We start from the raw sequence: 19,612 nt of genomic DNA on the forward strand, positions 1-19,612 counted from the left end.
GGGCCTCACTCGCCGCTCCAGCGAACGTCCGTCAGATCGTTGGAGGGAATGGGCTCGTCGTGCCAGAAGCCGGACAGGCCGGTTCGCCAGACGCCGAGTTTCGGCATCACGAACAGGAACAGCGCCGGCACATCGTCGGCCAGTATGTCCTGCGCCTCACCGTACAGGCTGTCCCTGACGGCCCTGTCGCTGGCCGCTTCCGCCCTTGCAATGATGTCGTTGAAGGCGGGGTTGGCGTAGCCGAAATAATAGTCGGCCCGCGCGAAGATATCGATATCCATCGGTTCGGCATGCGCGACGATCGTCATGTCGAAATCATGGTTCTGCAGCACGTCCGATACCCATGCCGCCGGAAATTCGGTCGGCACGATCTCAAGGCTCACACCGATCTCGGCCAGGAATGCCTGAAGAATCTCAGCCGAGCGCACGGCATAAGGCATCTGCGGAACCTTGATGCGGATACTGAGCCCGTTTCCGTAACCTGCTTCCTGTAAAAGATTTTTTGCAGCGACAGGGTTATAGGCGAGATGGCCCCTCAAATCCTTGAAGCCCGGATCGTTCGGCGTGTAGTGGCTGCCGATCGGCGTGCCGTAGCCGGACCAGGCCCCATCCACCAGGGCCTGCCTGTCGACAGCCATCATGAGCGCGCGGCGCACGCGGACGTCATCGAGGGGCGGACGGCGGAGGTTCATTCCTGCGACCACCTTCAACTCCGTATTTCCGACGACCGTTTCGAAGGCCGGGTCGGCCTCCAGCGCCGCATATAATTCGGGCGCCGCGAACTCCGGAAACGCGTCGACCTGCCCGGAGTTGAGTGCGGCTGCCTGCGCCTGCGGATCGTTGATGAACCGGAACGTCGCGCCCGAAAGTTGCGGCCTACGGGCCGTATCCCAGTAATCGTCGCTCCGCGCCAGCCTTACGCTGTCGCCCGGCTTCCATTCGGCCACGGTGAACGGGCCCGTGCCCACCGGCGCCGTCCGGTTCGCGTCGGCGCTGGACGCCTCCACCATGATGCTGGCCGGCCATCCGAGCCAATAGGGGAGATTGCCCGACGGGCGCGACAGGCGGACGATCAGCCGGGTCGGCTCTGGCGCCTCTACGCTGTCGATGGCCGCGAAAAACCGCTTCTGCGGATTGGCGGACTGCGGCCCGCGCGCGCGGTCCAGGGCAAACTTCGCCACGCCGGAATCGAAGGGCACCCCGTTATGGAAGCGCACGCCCTCCTGCAACTCGAACTCGTAGGTCAGCCCATCGTCGGACACCGTCCACCGACGCGCCAGCTGAGGCTGGACCGACCCGTCCTCGGCGATACGCGTGAGGCCCTGGAACACGTTCTGCCAGACGATCTGGCCGATGGAGACGGGGGCGGAGATCGTCGGGTCGAGTCCTGCCGGCTCTATCGACATCCCGATCACGACATCGGTGCGCGGTGCCGAAAACGCACCGCCGCCAAGGGCCAGGGCCAGGCCAGCCGCCAGCATCAATCCGGAAAATCGCATGAGGCTACCGCACCCGCATCAAGAACTGTTCCGAGTTCATCCATCACATGCACGACGCGTTGTCGAGCCCGCGCGCGGCATGTGCTTGACGCTCCCGCGGCGGCAAAATAGTGGAGTATCATGGACAAGTTCAACGAAGCAGGGGCCCTGCGCTCCAAGGCCGTCACGCGCCTTGCGGACGGCGCGGGATTCTTTCGTCACATGGGGCGTCAGTATCCGGACGCCTTCGATGCGCGCGCCGGACGGTTTTCGATGGGGCTCGCCGTCGCCGTGCTGCGCCAGGAGGCCGAGACGCTGACCATCGAGGCCGTGTCAGACGATGGCGGTGACCTGGGCGTCATCAAGGGGATCGTCGCCTACCATATCCAGAACTGGCCGGGTTCCGACGGGTCATCCGTGGTCTGGACGGGCGATGGTGCGGGCTCGACCGTTCTGCCGCACTTCCGGGCCATGCGTCTGAGCGGGCGCCTCTGGCTGACGCCGCGCCTGTGCCGGCTGACGCTCGAAGGGCCTGACCTGCACCGCTTTGCACGCGGCGGCTGGCATGTCCGGCTGCTCTTGCCCGCCGACAACAGCAACCCGGTCTGGCCCTATGCTGGCCCCGGCGCGCTGCCCATCTGGCCGCAGGGAGCGGACCGGCTGACCCTGCGCACCTACACGCTGCGCCATGTCCGGCCGGATCGGGACGAAGTCGATATCGACGTGGTGATGCACGAGCCGGCCGGCCGCATGACCGAGTGGGTGCTGCATGCGGCGCCAGGCGACCCGATCGGCATGATGGGTCCGGGCGGCGGCGAAGTGCCCGAGGTGGACCAGGTCTGCCTTGCCGGCGACGAAACGGCCCTGCCGGCCATCGCCCGGGCGCTGGAGCGGCTGCCGGCCGGCGCCCGCGGCCATGCCTTCATCGAGGTCGGCGGGCGGGACGACGAGATGTCGTTGCGCAAGCCGGCGGGCGTGGATGTGCAATGGGTTCATCGAAAGAGGCCCGCGGGCCTTTGCGATGCCCTGCAGCGCGCGGTCGCCGGGTTGAGCTGGCCCGATGGGCCGGGCACGCTCTATGCCTTTTCCGGCACCGAGTTCGTCGCCTACAAGGCACTCCGGCACGAGTTCCGCAAGCGGCGCGCGCTCAAGCGCAACCAGCATCTGGCGATGGCCTACTGGCGGCGCGGCATTGCGGAAAGCGCCTGAGCGGCATCAGCCGTCGACGGCACAAAGCGTAGAGCGGGTCAGGAAACGCCGTTCCCGGCCATTGTCCAGCGAGAACATCCCGCCGCGACCGGGCACGACATCGATCACCAGGTCGGTATGCTTCCACGCCTCGTATTGCGAGGCGCTGATATAGAAAGGCGCTCCGGCACGAGTTCCGCAAGCGGCGCGCGCTCAAGCGCAACCAGCATCTGGCGATGGCCTACTGGCGGCGCGGCATTGCGGAAAGCGCCTGAGCGGCATCAGCCGTCGACGGCACAAAGCGTAGAGCGGGTCAGGAAACGCCGTTCCCGGCCATTGTCCAGCGAGAACATCCCGCCGCGTCCGGGCACGACATCGATCACCAGGTCGGTATGCTTCCATGCCTCGTATTGCGAGGCGCTGATATAGAAGGGCGCTCCGCCGATCTCGCCAAGCTTCACGTCCCGGTCGCCGATGATGAAATCGCCCTGCGGATAGCACATGGGCGAGGAGCCGTCGCAGCATCCGCCGGATTGGTGGAACAGGACCGGGCCATGATCCGCGACGATTTCCTCCAGAAGCCGCAGGGCTTCCGGCGTTGCAGTGACCTTGTCCATCGTGGCTCCTCCGGCAGGGGGATCGAGCGCCCGTCGAGGGGACGGGCGCTCGAAGATGTCAAAAGAAGCCGAGCTTCTTCGGGCTGTAGGATACCAGAAGATTCTTCGTCTGCTGGTAGTGATCGAGCATCATCTTGTGCGTTTCCCGCCCGATGCCCGACTGCTTGTAGCCGCCGAAGGCCGCATGGGCCGGGTAGGCGTGGTAGCAGTTGGTCCAGACGCGGCCGGCCTGGATGGCACGCCCGAAGCGGTAGGCCCGGGTTCCGTCGCGGGTCCAGATACCGGCACCGAGGCCGTAGAGCGTATCGTTGGCGATCGACAGCGCCTCGTCATCGTCCTTGAAGGTGGTGACGGAGACGACCGGCCCGAAGATCTCCTCCTGGAAGACGCGCATCTTGTTGTGGCCCTTGAAGACGGTCGGCTTGACATAGTAGCCGCCGGCCAGATCGCCCGGCAGTTCGTTGCGCGCCCCGCCCGTCAACACCTCGGCGCCTTCCTGGCGGCCGATGTCGAGGTAGGACAGGATCTTTTCGAGCTGCTCGCTTGAGGCCTGCGCCCCGATCATTGTGGACGGATCGAGCGGATCGCCCTGCGTGATGGCCTCCACGCGCTTCAGCGCCCGTTCCATGAAGCGGTCGTAGATGGATTCGTGGATGAGCGCGCGGCTGGGGCAGGTACACACTTCGCCCTGGTTGAGCGCGAACATGACGAAGCCTTCGATGGCCTTGTCGAAGAAGTCGTCGTCCTCCGCCGTCACATCCTGGAAGAAGATGTTGGGCGATTTGCCGCCCAGCTCCAGCGTGACCGGAATGAGGTTCTGGCTGGCATATTGCATGATGAGCCGGCCGGTGGTGGTTTCCCCGGTGAAGGCGATCTTGGCGATCCGCGGCGAGGAGGCCAGCGGCTTGCCGGCTTCCAACCCGAAGCCGTTGACGATGTTGAGAACGCCTTCCGGCAGGATGTCGGCGATCAGGTCCGCCCACAGCAGGATGGAGGCCGGCGTCTGCTCGGCCGGCTTCAGCACGACGCAATTGCCTGCGGCAAGTGCGGGCGCGAGTTTCCAGCAGGCCATCAGGATGGGGAAGTTCCACGGAATGATCTGCCCGACGACGCCGAGCGGCTCGTGGAAATGGTAGGCGACGGTGTCGTGGTCGATTTCGGAGAGTGCGCCCTCCTGCGCGCGCACGGCGCTGGCGAAGTAGCGGAAATGGTCGATCGCCAGCGGAATGTCGGCTGCCGTCGTCTCGCGGATGGGCTTGCCATTGTCCCAGGTCTCGGCCAGCGCCAGGAGATCCAGGTTCTCTTCCATGCGGTCGGCGATGCGGTTGAGCAGCAATGCGCGCTCGGCCGGGCTGGTGCGGCCCCATGCCTCCTTGGCGGCATGGGCGGCATCCAGCGCCGCTTCCACGTCCTCGGCGTTGGAGCGCGCCACGCGGCACAGCACCTGGCCGTTGACCGGCGAGGTGTCGTCGAAATACTGGCCGGAGCGGGGCTCGACGAACTTGCCGCCGATGAAGTTGCCGTAGGACTCTGCGTAGGGCGATTTCTGCGTGCGGTAGAATTCCACCTTGTTCATCTTTTTCCTCCCGAAAAAGGCGATGCCGCGCCTGCGGCGGCGAGACGCCCATCTGAACCGACCCATCGCCGCCTGTCAGGCGGGTGGGCGGGTGCCGCGTCCGGCACCTGTCGCAGCTTTGCGACAGGCCCGGCGTCAAACCGTCAGTGGTGACGGTCGATATTCAGCCTGTTCAATTTCCGGTGCAGGGTCGCGCGGCTGATGCCGAGGCTGCGCGCGGCCGCAGAAACCTGGTTGCCGTTTCTCGCAAGGGCGCGCAGCAGCGTCGCCCGCTCGGCGGAGTCCAGGTCGTCTTCCGCTTCGCCGAAGATGTTGTCGGCCGGCAACGGCCGCCCTTCGACAAGCGCCGACATGTCCTGGGACAACCGCGCGCCACGTGTCGCACCGACGACCAGGTCGTGCCGGTCCACCGCCACGAGGCCGCCGGGGCCGCGTTCGGTGGCCGGTGACAACAGGATACGCTCCCCGGCGAAGACGCTGCGGAAATTGTCGTTCTCTATCCGGCGCGCGGCCTCGTTGACCGACAGCGCGATCAGTTGCGCGAACTCGATTGTCAGATCCTTCCGGCAGGACGAAACGTCGAGCGCCGCCACCAGCCGCCCCTCGTGATCGAACACGGGCGCGGTGGTGCAGCTGAGCAGCGTGTTGCGCGAGAAGAAATGCTGGTCGCGATGGATGGTCACGCCGCGCTCTTCCACGAGGCAGGTGCCGATGCCGTTGGTGCCTTCGGACTCCTCGCTCCAGACGGTGCCCGTCCACAGGCCCCAGTCGCGGAAGGTGGCGTCGTCGGCCGGGGCTCCGCGCCGCTCGATGGGTATCCCGCTTGCATCGGCCAGAAGGACGCAGCAGCCGATCCCGCCGACGGCGGCATAGAGGCGGTCCAGCGTATCGCCTGCAACGGACATCAGGCGTTGCAGCGGTTCGCGGATGCGGACGAGCTCGGGCTCGGTCAGTTGCTTCGGCGGCGTATGCTGTTCCGGATGCAGGCGATGAAGCGTCACGGAACGCTGCCAGGAGGCCACGAGCGCGGAACGCGCGGCCCCGCCACTGGCCAGTGCCGTTTCGACCAAGGCGACATGCTGGCTGCGGCTGGCTTGCAAGCATTCCTCCCATGACGCACGTATGAGACCGGGCGGCTCGCGTCTCCCATCGCGTGCAGTCACCGCCCGGCCTATACGCCACACCAAACGTTAGACCCTGCGCGCCTCCGCGTCCACGAAAGCTTGTGCTGCAACGCGGCGAACGGTGCTGCCCTGCGTTTCATCCCATGCGGACAACCCATGCGCGAGGGCGTTGCAGGCCAGCGCCACGGTGTGCGGAATGCGTACGGGCTTGCCGCTTTCCCGTCGGATCCCGAGTTCGTAATTGTAGATGGAAGGTAACGAGAGCCCCAGCGCCTGCGCGGCCCGTCGCCGCGAAAGGCCGCATCGCTCTCGCCATATCTTGAAGTCAGCGGGTGTCATGCAGATCCAGTCTCCAATACCACGCAAGGCGTCTGATGGACGGAAGACGGGAAAAGTACGTCTAATTGATTGCAAAATCAACTATATCATCATGCGGGTGACCGCGCTGCACGGCCGGATGCGCCATCGCTCAAAAGCAGGTCGCGAATGCGGGCGACGGCATCGTCCATCGTCACCGCATAGGGAAGCATACCCTTCAGCCGTCCGTCCGCTCCGACCAGGAACACCGACATCGAATGGCTCATGCTGTAGTCTTCGCCCGACCTGTTCTCGCTCGCCGTGACCAGCCAGGCGTCCAGAACCTTCCTGGTTTCGGCCTCGTCACCGGTAATGCCTGTGATGCGGTCCGAAAACGCCCCGACATAGGGCCCGAGAACCTCCGGTGTGTCGCGCTCCGGGTCGATGGTGAAGAAGAGCGCCTGCAGCGGGGCGCCCTCCGCGCCCAGTTGCTGCAGCCATCCGGACATCTCGTAGAGCGTCGTCGGGCACACTTCCGGGCAGTGCGTGTAGCCGAAGTAGACCAGCGACGGGCGTCCCTTGAAGATCGACTGGTTTACGGTTTCGCCGCGCGTGCTGGTGAGCTGGAAGGGGGCGTCGGGCCTGCCGCTCGGCCGGGCAATGGCGGTGTAGGCCAGAACGCCGATCAGAAACGCCATGAGGGTCGCCAGTCCGCCGATCGTCAGAAGGCGGTTGGATCGCGTGGTCATGGGTGGCTCCCGTTGGATGAGGGAAGGGGCGTTGCTCCTGCAGGGCTGCCGGCGGCGGAGCGCCGTCGCCGCGCATCGTCCCGCAGGACGTAGGCGGTCGCGCCGGCGACGATGGCGGCAAGGCCGAACCATGTCAGCGCATAGACGAGATGCGAGTTGCGGAACGTGACGACGGTCAGTCCGCCGACCGGCAGCCCGCCGGGGTTGAGTGTCGCATCGGCATCGATGAAATAGGGCTGCGCATCGGCCAGTCCGCGCGCCGCGGCGATTGCCGCCACATCGCGGGAAAACCATCTGTCGGCCGCCGGGTCGTTGCTGCGCAGGAAGCCGCCATCCGGCTCGCTCAGGCGAACGAGGCCGGTGATTTCGACCGTGCCTTCGATCTGGCCCGGGGCGCGGCTTTCCGCAGCGCGCCGGTTGCCGGGCACGAAGCCGCGATTGACCAGAACCGTTCCGCCCGATGCCAGCGACAGCGGTGTCACCACCCAGAAGCCAGGCCCCTCTTCGGTCACGGCCTGCACCAGTGTCTCTTGCCCGTGGCGGAAGGCGCCGCGCAGCCGGACATGCCGGTATTCGTCGCGGGTCTCGTCGAAGGGCGCTTGCCCGTCGATGCCCGGCGCCGCTGCGGGGGCGGCGTGGACGCGCGCGTCGACACGCTCGATGAGGTCGAGTTTCCAGTACAGCCGTTCGACCTGCCAGACACCGAGCGAAACGAAGCCAAGCGTCAGAAGCGCGCCGCAGGCGGCCACCACGGCGCTCCGACGCCGGGAGGCAACGGGCGCGGATGAGGGTCCGGCCTGTGGCGCACGATGGGTCACGGCGTGTTGCTGACCTCGCCCATCGGCATCATGTTGGTGTTGAGATGGTACATGACCCATAGCGAGCCGGCCAGCATGATCACCGTGATGACCACGGTGAATATGAGGGCGAGCATGTTCCAGCCGCCTTCGGAATGCGTGTTCATATGCAGGAAGTAGACCATGTGGACCACGATCTGCACGACGGCGAACCCCATGATGACGAAGGCCGTCATCTGCGGCGAAATGCCGAAATCGCGCATGGCCAGCAGGAACGGGATCGCAGTCAGGACGACCGAGAGCCCGAAGCCGATCATGTAGCCGCGGATTGTGCCATGTGCCGCGGCGTCGTGGTGATGGCCGTCGGCGGCGTGGGCGGAATGATTGCGATCGCTCATGACAGGGAGCCTATCAGGTAGACGAAGGAGAAGACGCCGATCCAGACGACGTCGAGGAAGTGCCAGAACATGGACAGGCACATCAGGCGGCGGCGGTTGGCGGCGATAAGGCCGCGCTGGCCGACCTGCACCAGGAGGACGGTGAGCCAGATGCAGCCGAACAGGACGTGCAGCCCGTGCGTGCCGACCAGGGTAAAGAAGGCTGACAGGAAAGCGCTGCGTTGCGGGCCGGCGCCGATCTCGATCAGGTGGTGGAACTCGTAGAGTTCCAGCCCCAGGAAGATCAGGCCGAGAACCAGCGTGATGCCGAGCCATGCCGTCATCGCCTTCTGGCGCGCGTTCTGCATGGCGATCATGGCCATGCCGAAGGTGAGGGACGACAGAAGCAGCATCGTCGTGGCGATGGCGACGAGGTTGAGGTCGAACAGGTCGGCCCCGGATGGGCCGGCCGCGTAGGACCGGCCATAGACTCCGAAACAGGCGAACAGGACCGCGAAGATGAGGCAATCGCTCATCAGGTAGATCCAGAAGCCCAGCATCGTGCCGCCGTCGGACTCGCCGTGATGCTCGTCCTCAAGGACGTAGAAGTCGACGACCTCGTCGGCGGTGGTGGCGGTTTGTGCGTTCACCATCGTATCAGGCTCCGGCTGCGAGGGCTTTGGTGCGGCGGTTTTCTTCCTCGGCCACCGTGTCGACGGGGATGTAATAATCCCAGTCGTAGTTGAAGGTGTGCGCGATGGCGACAATCAGGATTGCGGCGAAGCTGACGGCGGCAAGCCACCAGATGTACCAGACCATCGCGAAGCCGAAGACCAGCGCCAGACCCGACAGGATGATGCCCGTACCGGTGTTGCGCGGCATGTGGATGGGCATGAAACCCTTGGCGGGGCGCTGATGGCCGCGCCGCTTCATGTCCCACCAGGCGTCCTGATCGTAGACGACGGGCGCGAAGGCGAAGTTGTAGGCCGGCGGCGGCGATGCCGTTGCCCACTCCAGCGTACGGCCGCCCCACGGGTCGCCCGTCACGTCCTTCAGCTTTTCGCGGTCGCGGATGCTGACATAGATCTGCACCAGGAACGCGGCGATGCCGATGGCGATCAGCACCGCGCCGAAGGCGGCGATGACGAACCATATCTGCAACGACGGATCGTCGAAGTGGTTGACGCGGCGGGTGACGCCCATCAGCCCCAGCACGTAGAGCGGCGTGAAGGCGAACCAGTAGCCTGCCAGCCAGAACCAGAAGCTCACCTTGCCCCAGAACGGATCCAGGCGGAAACCGAACGCCTTGGGGAACCAGTAGTTGATCCCGGCGAAAAGGCCGAAGACGACGCCGCCGATGATGACGTTGTGGAAGTGCGCCACCAGGAACAGCGAGTTGTGCAGCACGAAGTCCGCCGGCGGAACGGCCAGCAGCACGCCCGTCATGCCGCCCACGGTGAAGGTGACCATGAAGCCGACGGTCCACAGCATCGGCACGTCGAAGCGGATGCGGCCCCGGTACATGGTGAACAGCCAGTTGAATATCTTGGCCCCTGTCGGGATCGAGATGATCATCGTGGTGATGCCGAAGAACGAGTTGACCGTTGCGCCGGCGCCCATGGTGAAGAAGTGGTGCAGCCACACCAGGTAGGACAGGATGGTGATGACGACCGTGGCGTAGACCATCGACACGTAGCCGAAGAGACGCTTGCCGGAATAGGTCGACACGACTTCCGAGAAGATGCCGAACACCGGCAGGACGAGGATGTAGACCTCCGGGTGACCCCATATCCACACCAGGTTCACGTACATCATCGGATTGCCGCCGAGATCGTTCGTGAAGAAGTTCGTGCCGACATAGCGGTCGAGCGTCAAAAGCGTGATGACGACGGTGAGCACCGGGAAGGACGCGACGATGAGGACGTTGGTGCACAGCGACGTCCAGGTGAAGATGGGCATCTGCATCATGCCCATGCCCTTGGCGCGCATCTTGACGATGGTCACGATGAGGTTGATGCCCGACAGGGTCGTTCCGATGCCCGCGATCTGTAGCGCCCAGAGGTAATAATCCACGCCGACGCCGGGACTGTAGGCCGCCCCGGACAAGGGCGGGTAGGCCAGCCAGCCGGTGCGGGCGAACTCGCCGACGAACAGCGACACCATCACCAGCGCGGCGCCGGCGGCCGTCAGCCAGAAGGACAGATTGTTCAGGAAGGGAAAGGCGACGTCGCGGGCGCCGATCTGCAGCGGCATGACGTAGTTCATGAGGCCCGTCACCAGCGGCATGGCGACGAAGAAGATCATGATGACGCCGTGTGCGGTGAAGATCTGGTCGTAATGGTGCGGCGGCAGGAAGCCTTCGTTGGCCCCGAAGGCCATGGCCTGCTGGGCACGCATCAGCAGCGCGTCCGAGAAGCCCCGAAGCAGCATCACGATGGCCAGGATCACGTACATGATGCCGATCTTCTTGTGATCGACCGATGTGAACCACTCCGTCCACAGATAGCCCCAGAGGCGATACTTCGTCAGGGCGTACAGCAGCGCCAGCCCGAGAACGGCGACGCCCGCGAAGGTCGTCACCAGGATTGGGTCGTAATAGGGGATCGCTCCGAGGCTGAGACGCCCGAAGATCAGTTCCGTAAGGCCCGTATTGGATTCCATGGCTCGGTTCGTTCCTTGCGCGTTCGGGGTGCGGGCCGCCGGCCCGGCAGTCTTTTTAGTTGAGCTGGTCCGGTGCGGCCGTACCCGCGTCCGGGGTGTCGCCGCGCGGGCCTTCATGCGGTGCGGTATCGCCGCTTTCCGTTTCGTCCGAGCGCGGCAGGCGGTCGGTGGCGGGGAAGGTGGCGCCGGGCGCCTCGGCACCGTCGCCCGCGCCCGCCCCGGCATAGCCGGATGCGCCGTGGCCGTGCTGCGTGCCGTGGACGCGGTTGGCATCGTACATCAGCCGGTCCATGTTGCTGAGGCTGTCGATGCCGCCGCCGCCCTGCATGTCGATGTGCATCATCTCGTCGGCGCACATGCGGCCGGGCTCGACGCACATGTTCAGGACCGCCTGGAACAGGCCGGGGTCCACTTCCGAGAAGTAATGGACCGGCTCGAGCTCGCTGGGTTGCTCGATCTCAAGATAGCGCTCTCGCGTCAGCGGCTGGCCTTCGGCGCGCACCCGCTCGACCCAGGCGTCGAAATCGCCGTCCGACAGGCCCAGGAACTGGAAATGCATGTTGGAGAAGCCGGGGCCGGAATAGTTGGAGGCGATGCCCTGGTAGGTCCCCTCCTGGTTGATGACGGCGTGAAGCTGCGTCTGCATGCCCGGCATGGCGTAGATCATGCCCGACATCGCCGGGATGTAGAAGGAGTTCATGATGGACGAGGAGGTCAGCCGGAAGTTGATCGGCGTATCCACCGGCGCCGCGAGCTCATTGACGGTCGCTATGCCGAGCTCGGGGTAGATGAACATCCATTTCCAGTCCAGCGCGACCACCTGGACGGTGATCGTCGGGGTCTCTTCCGTCACCGGGCGATCCGGCCCGATGCGGCTGAGCGGACGGTAGGGATCGAGCAGATGGGTAAACAGCCAGGTCATCGCGCCGAGTGCGATGATGATGAGCAGGGGTGCCGTCCAGATGATGACTTCGAGCTTGGTGGAGTGGTTCCATTCCGGGTCGTAGTCGTCGCGCTTCGCGGCAGCGCGATAGCGCCACGCGAAGAACAAAGTGAAGCAGATCACCGGCACGATGATCAGGAGCATCAGGCCAGTCGACCAGAGGATCAGGCTTGCCTGGCGCGAGGCGACGTCACCGGCCGGGTTCATGACGATCATGTTGCAGCCGCCGAGGAACAGCAGCGGCAACAGGAGAAGAAGGCGGAACGGTTTCGAAGGCAAATCTTGAGTCCCCGGCCTGAGCGTCTGGTAGCCTGCCTGTAAGTCTTTGGCGGCTGGCGAGGGATTGGACGTTTTGTCCACCCCACACCCCTTTGACCTCGATGCGCGCGTGCGACTATTGGGCAGTGATGGAAAGCATTATAGGCTGTATGCGGAACCGATACAGCCCAGCGTCTATTCCGACATATCTGAAGGAGGCTCGTGCATGAGCTCGACTACCGCGCAGACGGGTTCATCGACGCAGACGGAACGTCATGCGCGGCAGGCTTCCGGGGGCAAGGACCACGGGTCGCGCGTCTCACCCGGCGAAATGGCGCTCGCCGTCATCATCGGCCGCTCGTCCGAGGCGTTCGACTTCTTCGTCTTCGGCATCGCCTGCGTGCTCGTGTTTCCGGCCATCGTGTTCCCCTTCGCCGATCCGGTGGTGGGCACGGTCTACTCCTTCGCCGTGTTCAGCCTTGCCTTCATCGCCCGTCCGATCGGCTCCATTCTGTTCATGGCGATCGACCGCGAGCATGGGCGCAGCACCAAGCTGACCATCGCGCTGTTCCTTCTCGGCGGCTCCACCGCCGCCATCGCGTTCCTGCCGGGCTACGAGACGATCGGCGAATACGCGATCGCCGCGCTGATCCTGTTCCGGCTGGGGCAGGGCTTTGCGCTCGGCGGCGCCTATGACGGGCTTGCGTCCCTTCTCGCGCTCAACGCACCGGAGCGCCATCGCGCCTGGTACGCGATGATGCCGCAGCTCGGCGCGCCCATCGGCTTCATCGTCGCCAGCGGCCTGTTCGCCTTTTTCTATCTCAACCTGTCGGAGGGCGATTTCCTGGGGTGGGGATGGCGCTATCCGTTCTTCGTCGCCTTCACCATCAATGTGGTGGCGCTGTTCGCCAAGCTGCGCCTGATCGCGACGCCCGAATACGAGGAACTCTACGAGAGCACGCACCTTGCGCCCACGCGCGTATCCAAGCTGGTGGAGAGCCGGGGAACGGAAGTCATCGTCGGCGCCTTCGTGCCATTGGCCAGCTTCGCGCTTTTCCACCTCGTGACGATCTTCCCGATCTCCTACATCGAGCTCTATTCCAACCGATCCATCGGTGAGTTCCTCCTGACGCAGCTTGCCGGCGCGGCCATCGCCCTCGTCTGTGTGATGGCGTCCGGATCGATCGCCGACCGCGTCGGCCGCCGCAAGCATCTCGGCTATTGCGCCGCGGCCATCGCGGTCTTCAGCGTGGCAACGCCATTCCTGTTCGCAGCCGGCTATCCCGGCCAGACGGCCTTTATCCTGATCGGCTTCGCCTTGCAGGGCCTGTCGCACGGGCAGGCTGCCGGTGCGGTCGCATCCAACTTCAACAACTACGACCGCTACACGGGTTCGGCCATCACATCCGACCTGTCATGGCTGATCGGCGCCGGTTTTGCGCCGCTCGTCGCGCTGCTTCTGACGTCACGGTTCGGCGTCGGCGCCATTGGCCTGTATCTGATGTCCGGCGCGATCTGTACGCTTGCAGCCCTGTGGTTCAACCGCAACCGCCGCGCCAACGAAATGTCCGGGCCTTCGCCCGACGGCGCCTGACCGGACATGCCGGGCGGCAGGTCAGCGGACCTGCCGCTTTTCCAGTTTGCGCGCCAGCGTGCGGCGATGCATGCCAAGGCGCCGCGCCGTTTCCGAGATGTTGAAATCGGCTTCCACCAGGGTCTGGTGGATGCGCTCCCATTCCAGGTTTTTCAACGATGTCGGGCGTCCGTCCACGGCAATGCTGGCATCGCCCTCGTCGCGGTCGAAGGCGAGCTCGATGTCGTCGGTATTCGCGGGCTTCGGCAGGTAATGGCTCGCGCCGAGCTTCACCGCCTCGACGGCGGTGGCGATGCTGGCAAAACCCGTCAGGACCACGATGCGCATATCGGGGTCGTGCGCATGCAGGCGCTTGACGCAATCGAGGCCGGACCGGCCGACGAGCTTCAGGTCGACGACCGCGAAATCGGGCGATGCCCCGGCCAGAAACTGCTCCATGGCATCATAATCGGCAACATGCGCCACCTGGTATTCCCGCCGCTCGAAAGAGCGTTTGAGCGCCTTTGCCAGCGCCATGTCATCCTCGACGATGAGTAATGAGCCCTTGGACACGTCTACTGCCCTTTCCCGATGGATGCCGACGGCAGGCGCAGCACCACGGTCGTACCGCCGCCATCGCCTGCGTTGCGTGCTTCGAGCGTTCCGCCCAGCTTGCGCACGACATTGCTGACGAGGAACAGCCCGAGGCCGGCGCCGGGCCGTCCCTTGGTGGAAACATAGGGACGGCCGAGCGATTCCAAAACCTCGGGCGAGAAGCCGGGCCCATCGTCCGAAACGGTTGCCAGCACATCGTCCCCGTCTCGTGACAGGGTGACCGTTATGGCGCGGCGCGACGCTTCGAGCGCGTTGTCGAGCAGGTTGAAGGCCACCTGGCGCAACGCAAGGTCGGCAACCATCGGCTGGTCCGGGGCGAAGTCGTTGAAATAGGTGAGCCGTCTTGCCGTCCCCACGCGGCTCCAGTCGGCGATCAGATCGTCGAAGAAGGTCCGCACGGTAGTCCGCACGGTGCCTTCGCCGCGCGTCTGTCCAGCCGAGGTCAGGATGCTGGATACGATGGTCTTGCACCTGTCCAGCTGGGCCTCCGCCTCTTCCAGCTCTTCCAGCAGCCCCGGGTCGGAGGAAAAACCGTCGGCCCGGCGCCAGTCGTTCATGATGACCGACAGCGTCGCCAGCGGGGTGCCGAGCTCGTGGGCGGCACCGGAGGCCAGCAGTCCGATCCGCACGATATGGTCCTCTTCCACCGCCTGCCGCCTCAGCTCCGCGACGCGGGCATCGCGGGCCGCGAGGTTGCCGTTGATGCGGATGATCAGATAGGTCAGGAGAACGGCGACCAGCAGGAAGCAGATGAACAGCCCCTGCACGTGCAGGCTTGCGATGGCGAGTTCGCCATCGTGGGGAATCTCGATCGGCCGGTAGAATATCGAAAGCGCGACGAAGCACCCGGTGGCGACCACCACGAGCGCCCAGGCGTATGACCCGGCCAGAAGCACCGCGCCGATGATGACCTGTAGCAGGAACAGGGAGATGAACGGATTGAGCGCCCCGCCGCTGAGATAGAGCTGGGCGCTGAGCGCCGTCACGTCGAGCAGCAATTGGGCGAACAGTTCGCGGTTGGATACGGCGGGGCTGCGCTGGTAGCGCAGGAAGCTGGCGATGTTCACCGCCGCCAGAAGCGCCAGCACCGAGGCCATCTCCCGCATGGGCAGGCCGATGCCGAGCCGGAAATGGACGAAGAGGATGGTGAACACCTGGCCGACGACGGCGATCCATCGCAACTGGATCAGCAGCAGGAGATTGCTGCGGTTGGCGACCTCCGTCGCGGAACTTTGGGGCCGCATGGCATCGCACCTCTGATATCTGCCGGCGGCCAGGGCATGGCGCAATTGCCGCCGCTTGTCAAAAATCGAGGCCGCCGGGAAACGCGACAAGAGGTCAGGCGCGACCGGCGGGCACAGCGACGCGCTGACGAGAAATAGTCTATTATTTTTGTGTACGATAACGGTAATTCTTGCCTCGCCGGCTCCCGGTCCCGGCCATTAGGCTTGCGGCATCGTCCAATATTCGGAAATGAGCTTATGTCGACTGCCGAGCCCGAGCGCATCAAGGTTCTATGGTTCTTGCCGACGCATGGCGACAGCCGCTACCTCGGCACATCCGAGGGCGGGCGGGCGGTTGACCTTCCGTATCTCTCGCAGGTCGCGCGCGCTGCGGACCAGCTTGGCTACTACGGCGTGCTGCTGCCGACCGGCCGCTCCTGCGAGGATAGCTGGGTGACGGCGTCGGCCCTGGTGCCCCTGACCGAGCGCCTTCGGTTTCTGGTGGCCGTCCGGCCGGGCCTGCAATCGCCCACCCTGGCTGCCCGCATGACGGCGACGCTGGACCGGTTTTCCGGCGGGCGATTGTTGATCAACGTGGTCACCGGCGGCGATCCTGTCGAGAATGGTGGTGACGGCATCTTCCAGTCGCATGCCGAGCGCTACGAGATCACCGAGGAGTTCCTGCAGATCTACAAGGCGGTGCTGGCCGGCGAGACCGTCGAGCATCAGGGCAAGCATTTCCGTATCGCGGATGGGCGGTTGCTGTTTCCGCCGCACCAGACGCCGCATCCTCCACTCTACTTCGGCGGCTCGTCCGACGCGGGTATCGACGTGGCCTCCCGCACGATCGATAAATACCTGACCTGGGGCGAGCCGCCGGAGGCGGTGGAGCGCAAGCTGGACACCGTCCGCGAAGCGGCGGCGAAGGCGGGCCGTGAGGTGACGTTCGGCATCCGGCTGCACGTCATCGTGCGCGATACGACGCAAAAGGCCTGGGCCGCCGCCAATGAGCTGATCAGCCGGCTGGATGACGCCACCATCGCCTCGGCACAGCAGATCTTCGCGCGGATGGACTCGGTCGGGCAGAGCCGCATGAGCGCCCTGCACAAGGGCGACCGCGCGCGGCTGGAGGTGAGCCCCAATCTCTGGGCGGGGGTCGGCCTGGTGCGCGGCGGCGCGGGCACGGCGCTGGTCGGCGATCCCGATACGGTGGCCGAGCGCATCGACGCCTACCGGCGGCTCGGGATCGACACGTTCATCATGTCCGGCTACCCTCATCTGGAAGAAGCCTACACGTTCGGAGAACTGGTCTTGCCCAGGCTGCCTCTCGACCACGCCATACCGGGGCGGGACCGGTCGGTGAACACCGGGCCCTTCGGCGAGACCATCGCCGGCTCCGAACGCCCGGCCGCCCGCAGCGCGAGCGCCTCCTGACCGTGGGCGGCGGCCATCGCGGTGTCATCATCGTCGGCGGCGGTTTCAGCGGAGCCGCCATCGCCTATCATTTGTGCCGCATGTCCCATCTGGCAGGGCTTCCGATCCGGATCGTCGAGCCAAGGGCCCGGCTGGGTTGCGGGCTGGCCTACTCGGCCACCGATCCTGCCCACCGCATCAACGTGCCGGCCGCGCGGATGAGCCTGCTGCCGGACGAGCCCGGCCATTTCCAGGCCTGGCTGGATGCCGGCGCCGCCTGCCGGGACGACCCGGCCGCATTCTGGCCGGCAACCGGCGCGCTCTTTCCGCAGCGCGGCCTTTTCGGGCGCTACGTGGCGGAACAGCTCGCCCCCTTCGTGGCGGATGGGCGTGTCCGGCACTTGCGGCAATGGGCGGTGCAGGCAGGCCGCGATTGCGACGGCTGGGACGTTACTTTGTCGGATGGATCGTCGGCCAAGGGGGAACTGCTGATCCTGGCCGCGACGCACCCGCGCCCCGGTACGCCCGCGCAACTGGCGACCATTGCCGGTTCGCCGTCCTATGTTGCTGATCCCTATGCGGTCGGCGCGCTCGATGCCATCGGAAGCGAGGCACGAATCCTAATCGTCGGATCGGGTTTGACGGCCGCCGACATGGTGGCGACCCTCGATGGGCGCGGCCATCGCGGAGAAATCCTGTGCCTGTCGCGCAATGGGCTGCGCTCCCGGGGGCACTGCGTCCAGACCGGTGCGTGGACGACCGATTTCCATGACGCGGCGGCACAGGGTGCGCGGCCGCTGGTCGGGGCGATCCGGCAGGAGATTTCCCGTGCGGCCCAGGCCGGCGCGCCTTGGCAATGGGTGATGGATCATATCCGCGACAGCGGGTCGGAGCTGTGGACCGCGCTGGCGCCGGCCGAGCGTATCCGGCTGGTGCGTCGGCTGCGCTCCTACTGGGATGTGCATCGCTTTCGCGTGGCGCCGCAAATAGAGGCGGTGCTGGACCGGCGCGAGCGGGCCGGGACGTTCCGCCATGTCGCCGCGCGCCTGGTTGCCAGCACCGAGCGAGACGGAAGGCTCGAGGTGCGCTACCGCCAGCGCGGCGAAGGCCAGGTACGGACAGGTCGTTTCGATGCCGTTATCAACACGACCGGTCCATCGCATGGCGATATCCTGTCCGGCGAAGGGCTGCCGGCCCGTATGGCGGCGGCGGGACTGCTGCGGCGGGATCCGACGGGCCTCGGTATCGAGACCGATCGCGCAGGACGGGCCATCGCGGCCGACGGACGCGGCCAGCCGGACCTTCTGGTCGGCGGTCCGCTGGCGCGCGGAACCTTCGGCGAACTGATGGGGCTTCCCGAAGTGTCGCGCTATGCGAAGGCGGTGGCGGACAGCGCGGCAGACCGCCTGTCGCCCTTGCCGAACAGTTTGTTGCGCAGCGTGCCGGGCGTATAGGCGGTCTTGTAGCGCCCACGCTCCTGCATCTGCGGCACCACATGGCGAACGAAGGTCTCGAAGCTTTCGGGGACGACGGTCCTGGTCAGGTTGAAGCCGTCGATCTCGCCTTCGTCGATCCACCTGGCCAACTCGTCGGCCACCTGTCCGCCATCGCCAACGATGGTCGCGTAGCGGCCGCCGAGCGCCAGCTCGGACAAAAGCTGGCTCTTGGTCAGTTGCCTGTCGCGGGCAAGGCTGGTGGCCGATTGGATGGCGTTCGAGCCGCCATAGGCAATGGGTTCGTCGAGGCCGAACCTGGAAAAGTCGATGCCGGTGCTGGCCGAGAAATGCGCCAGTCCCGCCTCTGGGCTGGCATAGGCAAGGTAGTCCGCGTGCCGTTCGCGGGCGAGCGCCTCCGTTTCGTCCGCAATGACACTGATGCCCACGAATATCTTCACATCGTCGGGATGCCGGCCCGCGTCCGCAACGGCGGCGCGAAGCTGTCGCGACAGGGATCGCGCCCGAGCCTTGTCGGACGCGGCGATGAAAACGCATTCCGCCTCGGCGGCCGCGAAGCGAAGGCCGCGCCCCGAGGAACCCGCCTGGTAGATGACCGGGGTGCGCTGCGGAGAGGGCTCGGACAAATGGTATCCCTGCGACCGATAGAACGGCCCGTCATGATGTACGCGATGCAGCTTTGCCGGATCGGCATAGACGCGGCCGGTGCGATCGCGGCGGACGGCGTCGTCTTCCCAACTGGTCTCCCACAGCTTGCGGGCCAGCGCCAGATAGTCTTCGGCCCGGTCGTAACGGCTGTCGTGCTCGGCCTGCGCATCCTGCCCGACGGCGCGCGCCGCACTGTCGAGATAGCCAGTCACGATGTTCCAGCCGATGCGGCCATCCGTCAGGTGGTCCAGCGTGGAAAGGCGGCGCGCGAACGTATAGGGATGCTCGACATTGACGTTGGCCGTGACGCCGAAACCGAGGTTTCGGGTTACCGCCGCCATAGCCGGAACCAGCAGGAGCGGGTCGTTGACGGGGAGCTGGATCGATTCCCGCGACGTCACGTCGATATTGCCGCCATACACGTCATAGACGCCGACGATGTCGGCCAGGAAAATGCCGTCGAACAGGCCGCGCTCCAGCGTCTGCGCCAGGTTCGTCCAGTATTGCAGCGAGGTGTAGTCGGTGGACCGGTCGCGCGGATGCGTCCAGAGCCCATGGTTGATATGGCCAACGCAGTTCATCGAGAAGGCGTTGAGCCTGATTTCCTTGGTGCCGGGCATC

18 protein-coding genes and 1 pseudogene are annotated in these 19,612 nt (G+C 65.5%); 4 read left to right on the top strand and 15 right to left on the bottom strand.

What is annotated here, in order from left to right; genetic code table 11:
* Window positions 1–5: 5 nt before the first annotated feature.
* Window positions 6–1,499 carry an ABC transporter substrate-binding protein gene (locus IGS74_RS08885; RefSeq protein WP_192391110.1) on the bottom strand — a complete coding sequence of 498 codons (1,494 nt, stop codon included), beginning with the start codon at window positions 1,497–1,499 and terminating at the stop codon, window positions 6–8.
* 120 nt (window positions 1,500–1,619) lie between these two features.
* Here IGS74_RS08885 and IGS74_RS08890 point away from each other — a divergent pair, with 120 nt between their 5' ends.
* The gene (locus IGS74_RS08890; protein WP_192391111.1) at window positions 1,620–2,687 is read left to right on the top strand and encodes a siderophore-interacting protein; all 1,068 of its coding nucleotides are present in this window, start codon (window positions 1,620–1,622) and stop codon (window positions 2,685–2,687) included.
* A gap of 6 nt (window positions 2,688–2,693) precedes the next feature.
* On the opposite strand, the pseudogene IGS74_RS08895 reads toward IGS74_RS08890, so the two are convergent.
* From IGS74_RS08895 to cyoA, 11 genes and pseudogenes are all read right to left on the bottom strand, one after another.
* Window positions 2,694–2,852 (bottom strand): annotated as a pseudogene (locus tag IGS74_RS08895) (DUF779 domain-containing protein); the annotation flags it as partial.
* Window positions 2,853–2,947: 95 nt separating this feature from the next.
* Entirely contained in the window at window positions 2,948–3,283 is a 336-nt protein-coding gene (locus IGS74_RS08900; protein WP_039189459.1) for a DUF779 domain-containing protein, read from the bottom strand.
* A gap of 58 nt (window positions 3,284–3,341) precedes the next feature.
* Window positions 3,342–4,859 carry an aldehyde dehydrogenase gene (gene adh, locus IGS74_RS08905; RefSeq protein ID WP_192391112.1) on the bottom strand — a complete coding sequence of 506 codons (1,518 nt, stop codon included), beginning with the start codon at window positions 4,857–4,859 and terminating at the stop codon, window positions 3,342–3,344.
* 143 nt (window positions 4,860–5,002) lie between these two features.
* Entirely contained in the window at window positions 5,003–5,959 is a 957-nt protein-coding gene (locus IGS74_RS08910) for a GAF domain-containing protein (RefSeq protein ID WP_192391113.1), read from the bottom strand.
* 90 nt (window positions 5,960–6,049) lie between these two features.
* Entirely contained in the window at window positions 6,050–6,322 is a 273-nt protein-coding gene (locus IGS74_RS08915; RefSeq protein ID WP_192391114.1) for a helix-turn-helix transcriptional regulator, read from the bottom strand.
* Between the two features lie 89 nt (window positions 6,323–6,411).
* Complete coding sequence (locus tag IGS74_RS08920) at window positions 6,412–7,029, bottom strand: SCO family protein (RefSeq protein ID WP_192391115.1); 618 nt, start codon at window positions 7,027–7,029, stop codon at window positions 6,412–6,414.
* Complete coding sequence (locus tag IGS74_RS08925; RefSeq protein WP_246723094.1) at window positions 7,026–7,847, bottom strand: SURF1 family protein; 822 nt, start codon at window positions 7,845–7,847, stop codon at window positions 7,026–7,028. Before IGS74_RS08925 ends, IGS74_RS08920 begins: the two co-directional genes overlap by 4 nt.
* Window positions 7,844–8,224, bottom strand: a complete 381-nt coding sequence (cyoD, locus tag IGS74_RS08930; protein WP_192391117.1) for a cytochrome o ubiquinol oxidase subunit IV — start codon at window positions 8,222–8,224, stop codon at window positions 7,844–7,846. Before cyoD ends, IGS74_RS08925 begins: the two co-directional genes overlap by 4 nt.
* The gene (gene cyoC, locus IGS74_RS08935; protein WP_039189471.1) at window positions 8,221–8,856 is read right to left on the bottom strand and encodes a cytochrome o ubiquinol oxidase subunit III; all 636 of its coding nucleotides are present in this window, start codon (window positions 8,854–8,856) and stop codon (window positions 8,221–8,223) included. The genes cyoD and cyoC overlap by 4 nt, the downstream gene beginning before the upstream one ends.
* Before the next feature lie 4 nt (window positions 8,857–8,860).
* Window positions 8,861–10,864, bottom strand: a complete 2,004-nt coding sequence (gene cyoB, locus IGS74_RS08940) for a cytochrome o ubiquinol oxidase subunit I (RefSeq protein WP_192391118.1) — start codon at window positions 10,862–10,864, stop codon at window positions 8,861–8,863.
* A 55-nt stretch (window positions 10,865–10,919) separates the two neighbouring features.
* On the bottom strand, window positions 10,920–12,086 hold the full coding sequence (gene cyoA, locus IGS74_RS08945; protein WP_192391119.1) for a ubiquinol oxidase subunit II: 1,167 nt from the start codon (window positions 12,084–12,086) through the stop codon (window positions 10,920–10,922).
* Window positions 12,087–12,291: 205 nt separating this feature from the next.
* Here cyoA and IGS74_RS08950 point away from each other — a divergent pair, with 205 nt between their 5' ends.
* On the top strand, window positions 12,292–13,659 hold the full coding sequence (locus IGS74_RS08950; protein ID WP_192391120.1) for an MFS transporter: 1,368 nt from the start codon (window positions 12,292–12,294) through the stop codon (window positions 13,657–13,659).
* A 21-nt stretch (window positions 13,660–13,680) separates the two neighbouring features.
* Here the strand turns inward: IGS74_RS08950 and IGS74_RS20035 are convergent, their stop codons facing one another.
* Window positions 13,681–14,211, bottom strand: coding sequence for a response regulator transcription factor (locus tag IGS74_RS20035; protein WP_280940203.1), 531 nt, complete (start codon window positions 14,209–14,211; stop codon window positions 13,681–13,683).
* 2 nt (window positions 14,212–14,213) lie between these two features.
* Entirely contained in the window at window positions 14,214–15,497 is a 1,284-nt protein-coding gene (locus tag IGS74_RS20040; protein WP_206688232.1) for an ATP-binding protein, read from the bottom strand.
* A 237-nt stretch (window positions 15,498–15,734) separates the two neighbouring features.
* On the opposite strand from IGS74_RS20040, the gene ssuD reads away from it, so the two are divergent.
* Window positions 15,735–16,910, top strand: coding sequence for an FMNH2-dependent alkanesulfonate monooxygenase (gene ssuD, locus IGS74_RS08960; RefSeq protein ID WP_192391121.1), 1,176 nt, complete (start codon window positions 15,735–15,737; stop codon window positions 16,908–16,910).
* Between the two features lie 2 nt (window positions 16,911–16,912).
* Window positions 16,913–18,343 (top strand): FAD/NAD(P)-binding protein, encoded by a 1,431-nt coding sequence (locus tag IGS74_RS08965; protein ID WP_192391122.1) that lies wholly within the window; start codon window positions 16,913–16,915, stop codon window positions 18,341–18,343.
* Here the strand turns inward: IGS74_RS08965 and IGS74_RS08970 are convergent.
* A complete protein-coding gene (locus IGS74_RS08970; RefSeq protein ID WP_192391634.1) occupies window positions 18,259–19,611 on the bottom strand; it encodes an LLM class flavin-dependent oxidoreductase in 1,353 nt (450 codons plus the stop codon). The two genes, IGS74_RS08965 and IGS74_RS08970, sit on opposite strands and share 85 nt — an antisense overlap.
* Between the last annotated feature and the right edge of the window lies 1 nt (window position 19,612).

It is taken from the genome of Aureimonas sp. OT7 (genome assembly GCF_014844055.1).
Taxonomy (GTDB): domain Bacteria; phylum Pseudomonadota; class Alphaproteobacteria; order Rhizobiales; family Rhizobiaceae; genus Aureimonas; species Aureimonas altamirensis_A.

Coding starts and splice junctions, on each gene's coding strand:
- IGS74_RS08950 (WP_192391120.1), top strand. CDS start 12,292: ATGAGCTCGACTACCGCGCAGACGGGTTCATCGACGCAGACGGAACGT.
- IGS74_RS08885 (WP_192391110.1), bottom strand. CDS start 1,499: ATGCGATTTTCCGGATTGATGCTGGCGGCTGGCCTGGCCCTGGCCCTT.
- cyoB (WP_192391118.1), bottom strand. CDS start 10,864: ATGGAATCCAATACGGGCCTTACGGAACTGATCTTCGGGCGTCTCAGC.
- cyoD (WP_192391117.1), bottom strand. CDS start 8,224: ATGAGCGATCGCAATCATTCCGCCCACGCCGCCGACGGCCATCACCAC.
- IGS74_RS08970 (WP_192391634.1), bottom strand. CDS start 19,611: ATGCCCGGCACCAAGGAAATCAGGCTCAACGCCTTCTCGATGAACTGC.
- IGS74_RS08900 (WP_039189459.1), bottom strand. CDS start 3,283: ATGGACAAGGTCACTGCAACGCCGGAAGCCCTGCGGCTTCTGGAGGAA.
- IGS74_RS20040 (WP_206688232.1), bottom strand. CDS start 15,497: ATGCGGCCCCAAAGTTCCGCGACGGAGGTCGCCAACCGCAGCAATCTC.
- IGS74_RS08920 (WP_192391115.1), bottom strand. CDS start 7,029: ATGACCACGCGATCCAACCGCCTTCTGACGATCGGCGGACTGGCGACC.
- IGS74_RS08915 (WP_192391114.1), bottom strand. CDS start 6,322: ATGACACCCGCTGACTTCAAGATATGGCGAGAGCGATGCGGCCTTTCG.
- IGS74_RS08890 (WP_192391111.1), top strand. CDS start 1,620: ATGGACAAGTTCAACGAAGCAGGGGCCCTGCGCTCCAAGGCCGTCACG.
- ssuD (WP_192391121.1), top strand. CDS start 15,735: ATGTCGACTGCCGAGCCCGAGCGCATCAAGGTTCTATGGTTCTTGCCG.
- cyoC (WP_039189471.1), bottom strand. CDS start 8,856: ATGGTGAACGCACAAACCGCCACCACCGCCGACGAGGTCGTCGACTTC.
- adh (WP_192391112.1), bottom strand. CDS start 4,859: ATGAACAAGGTGGAATTCTACCGCACGCAGAAATCGCCCTACGCAGAG.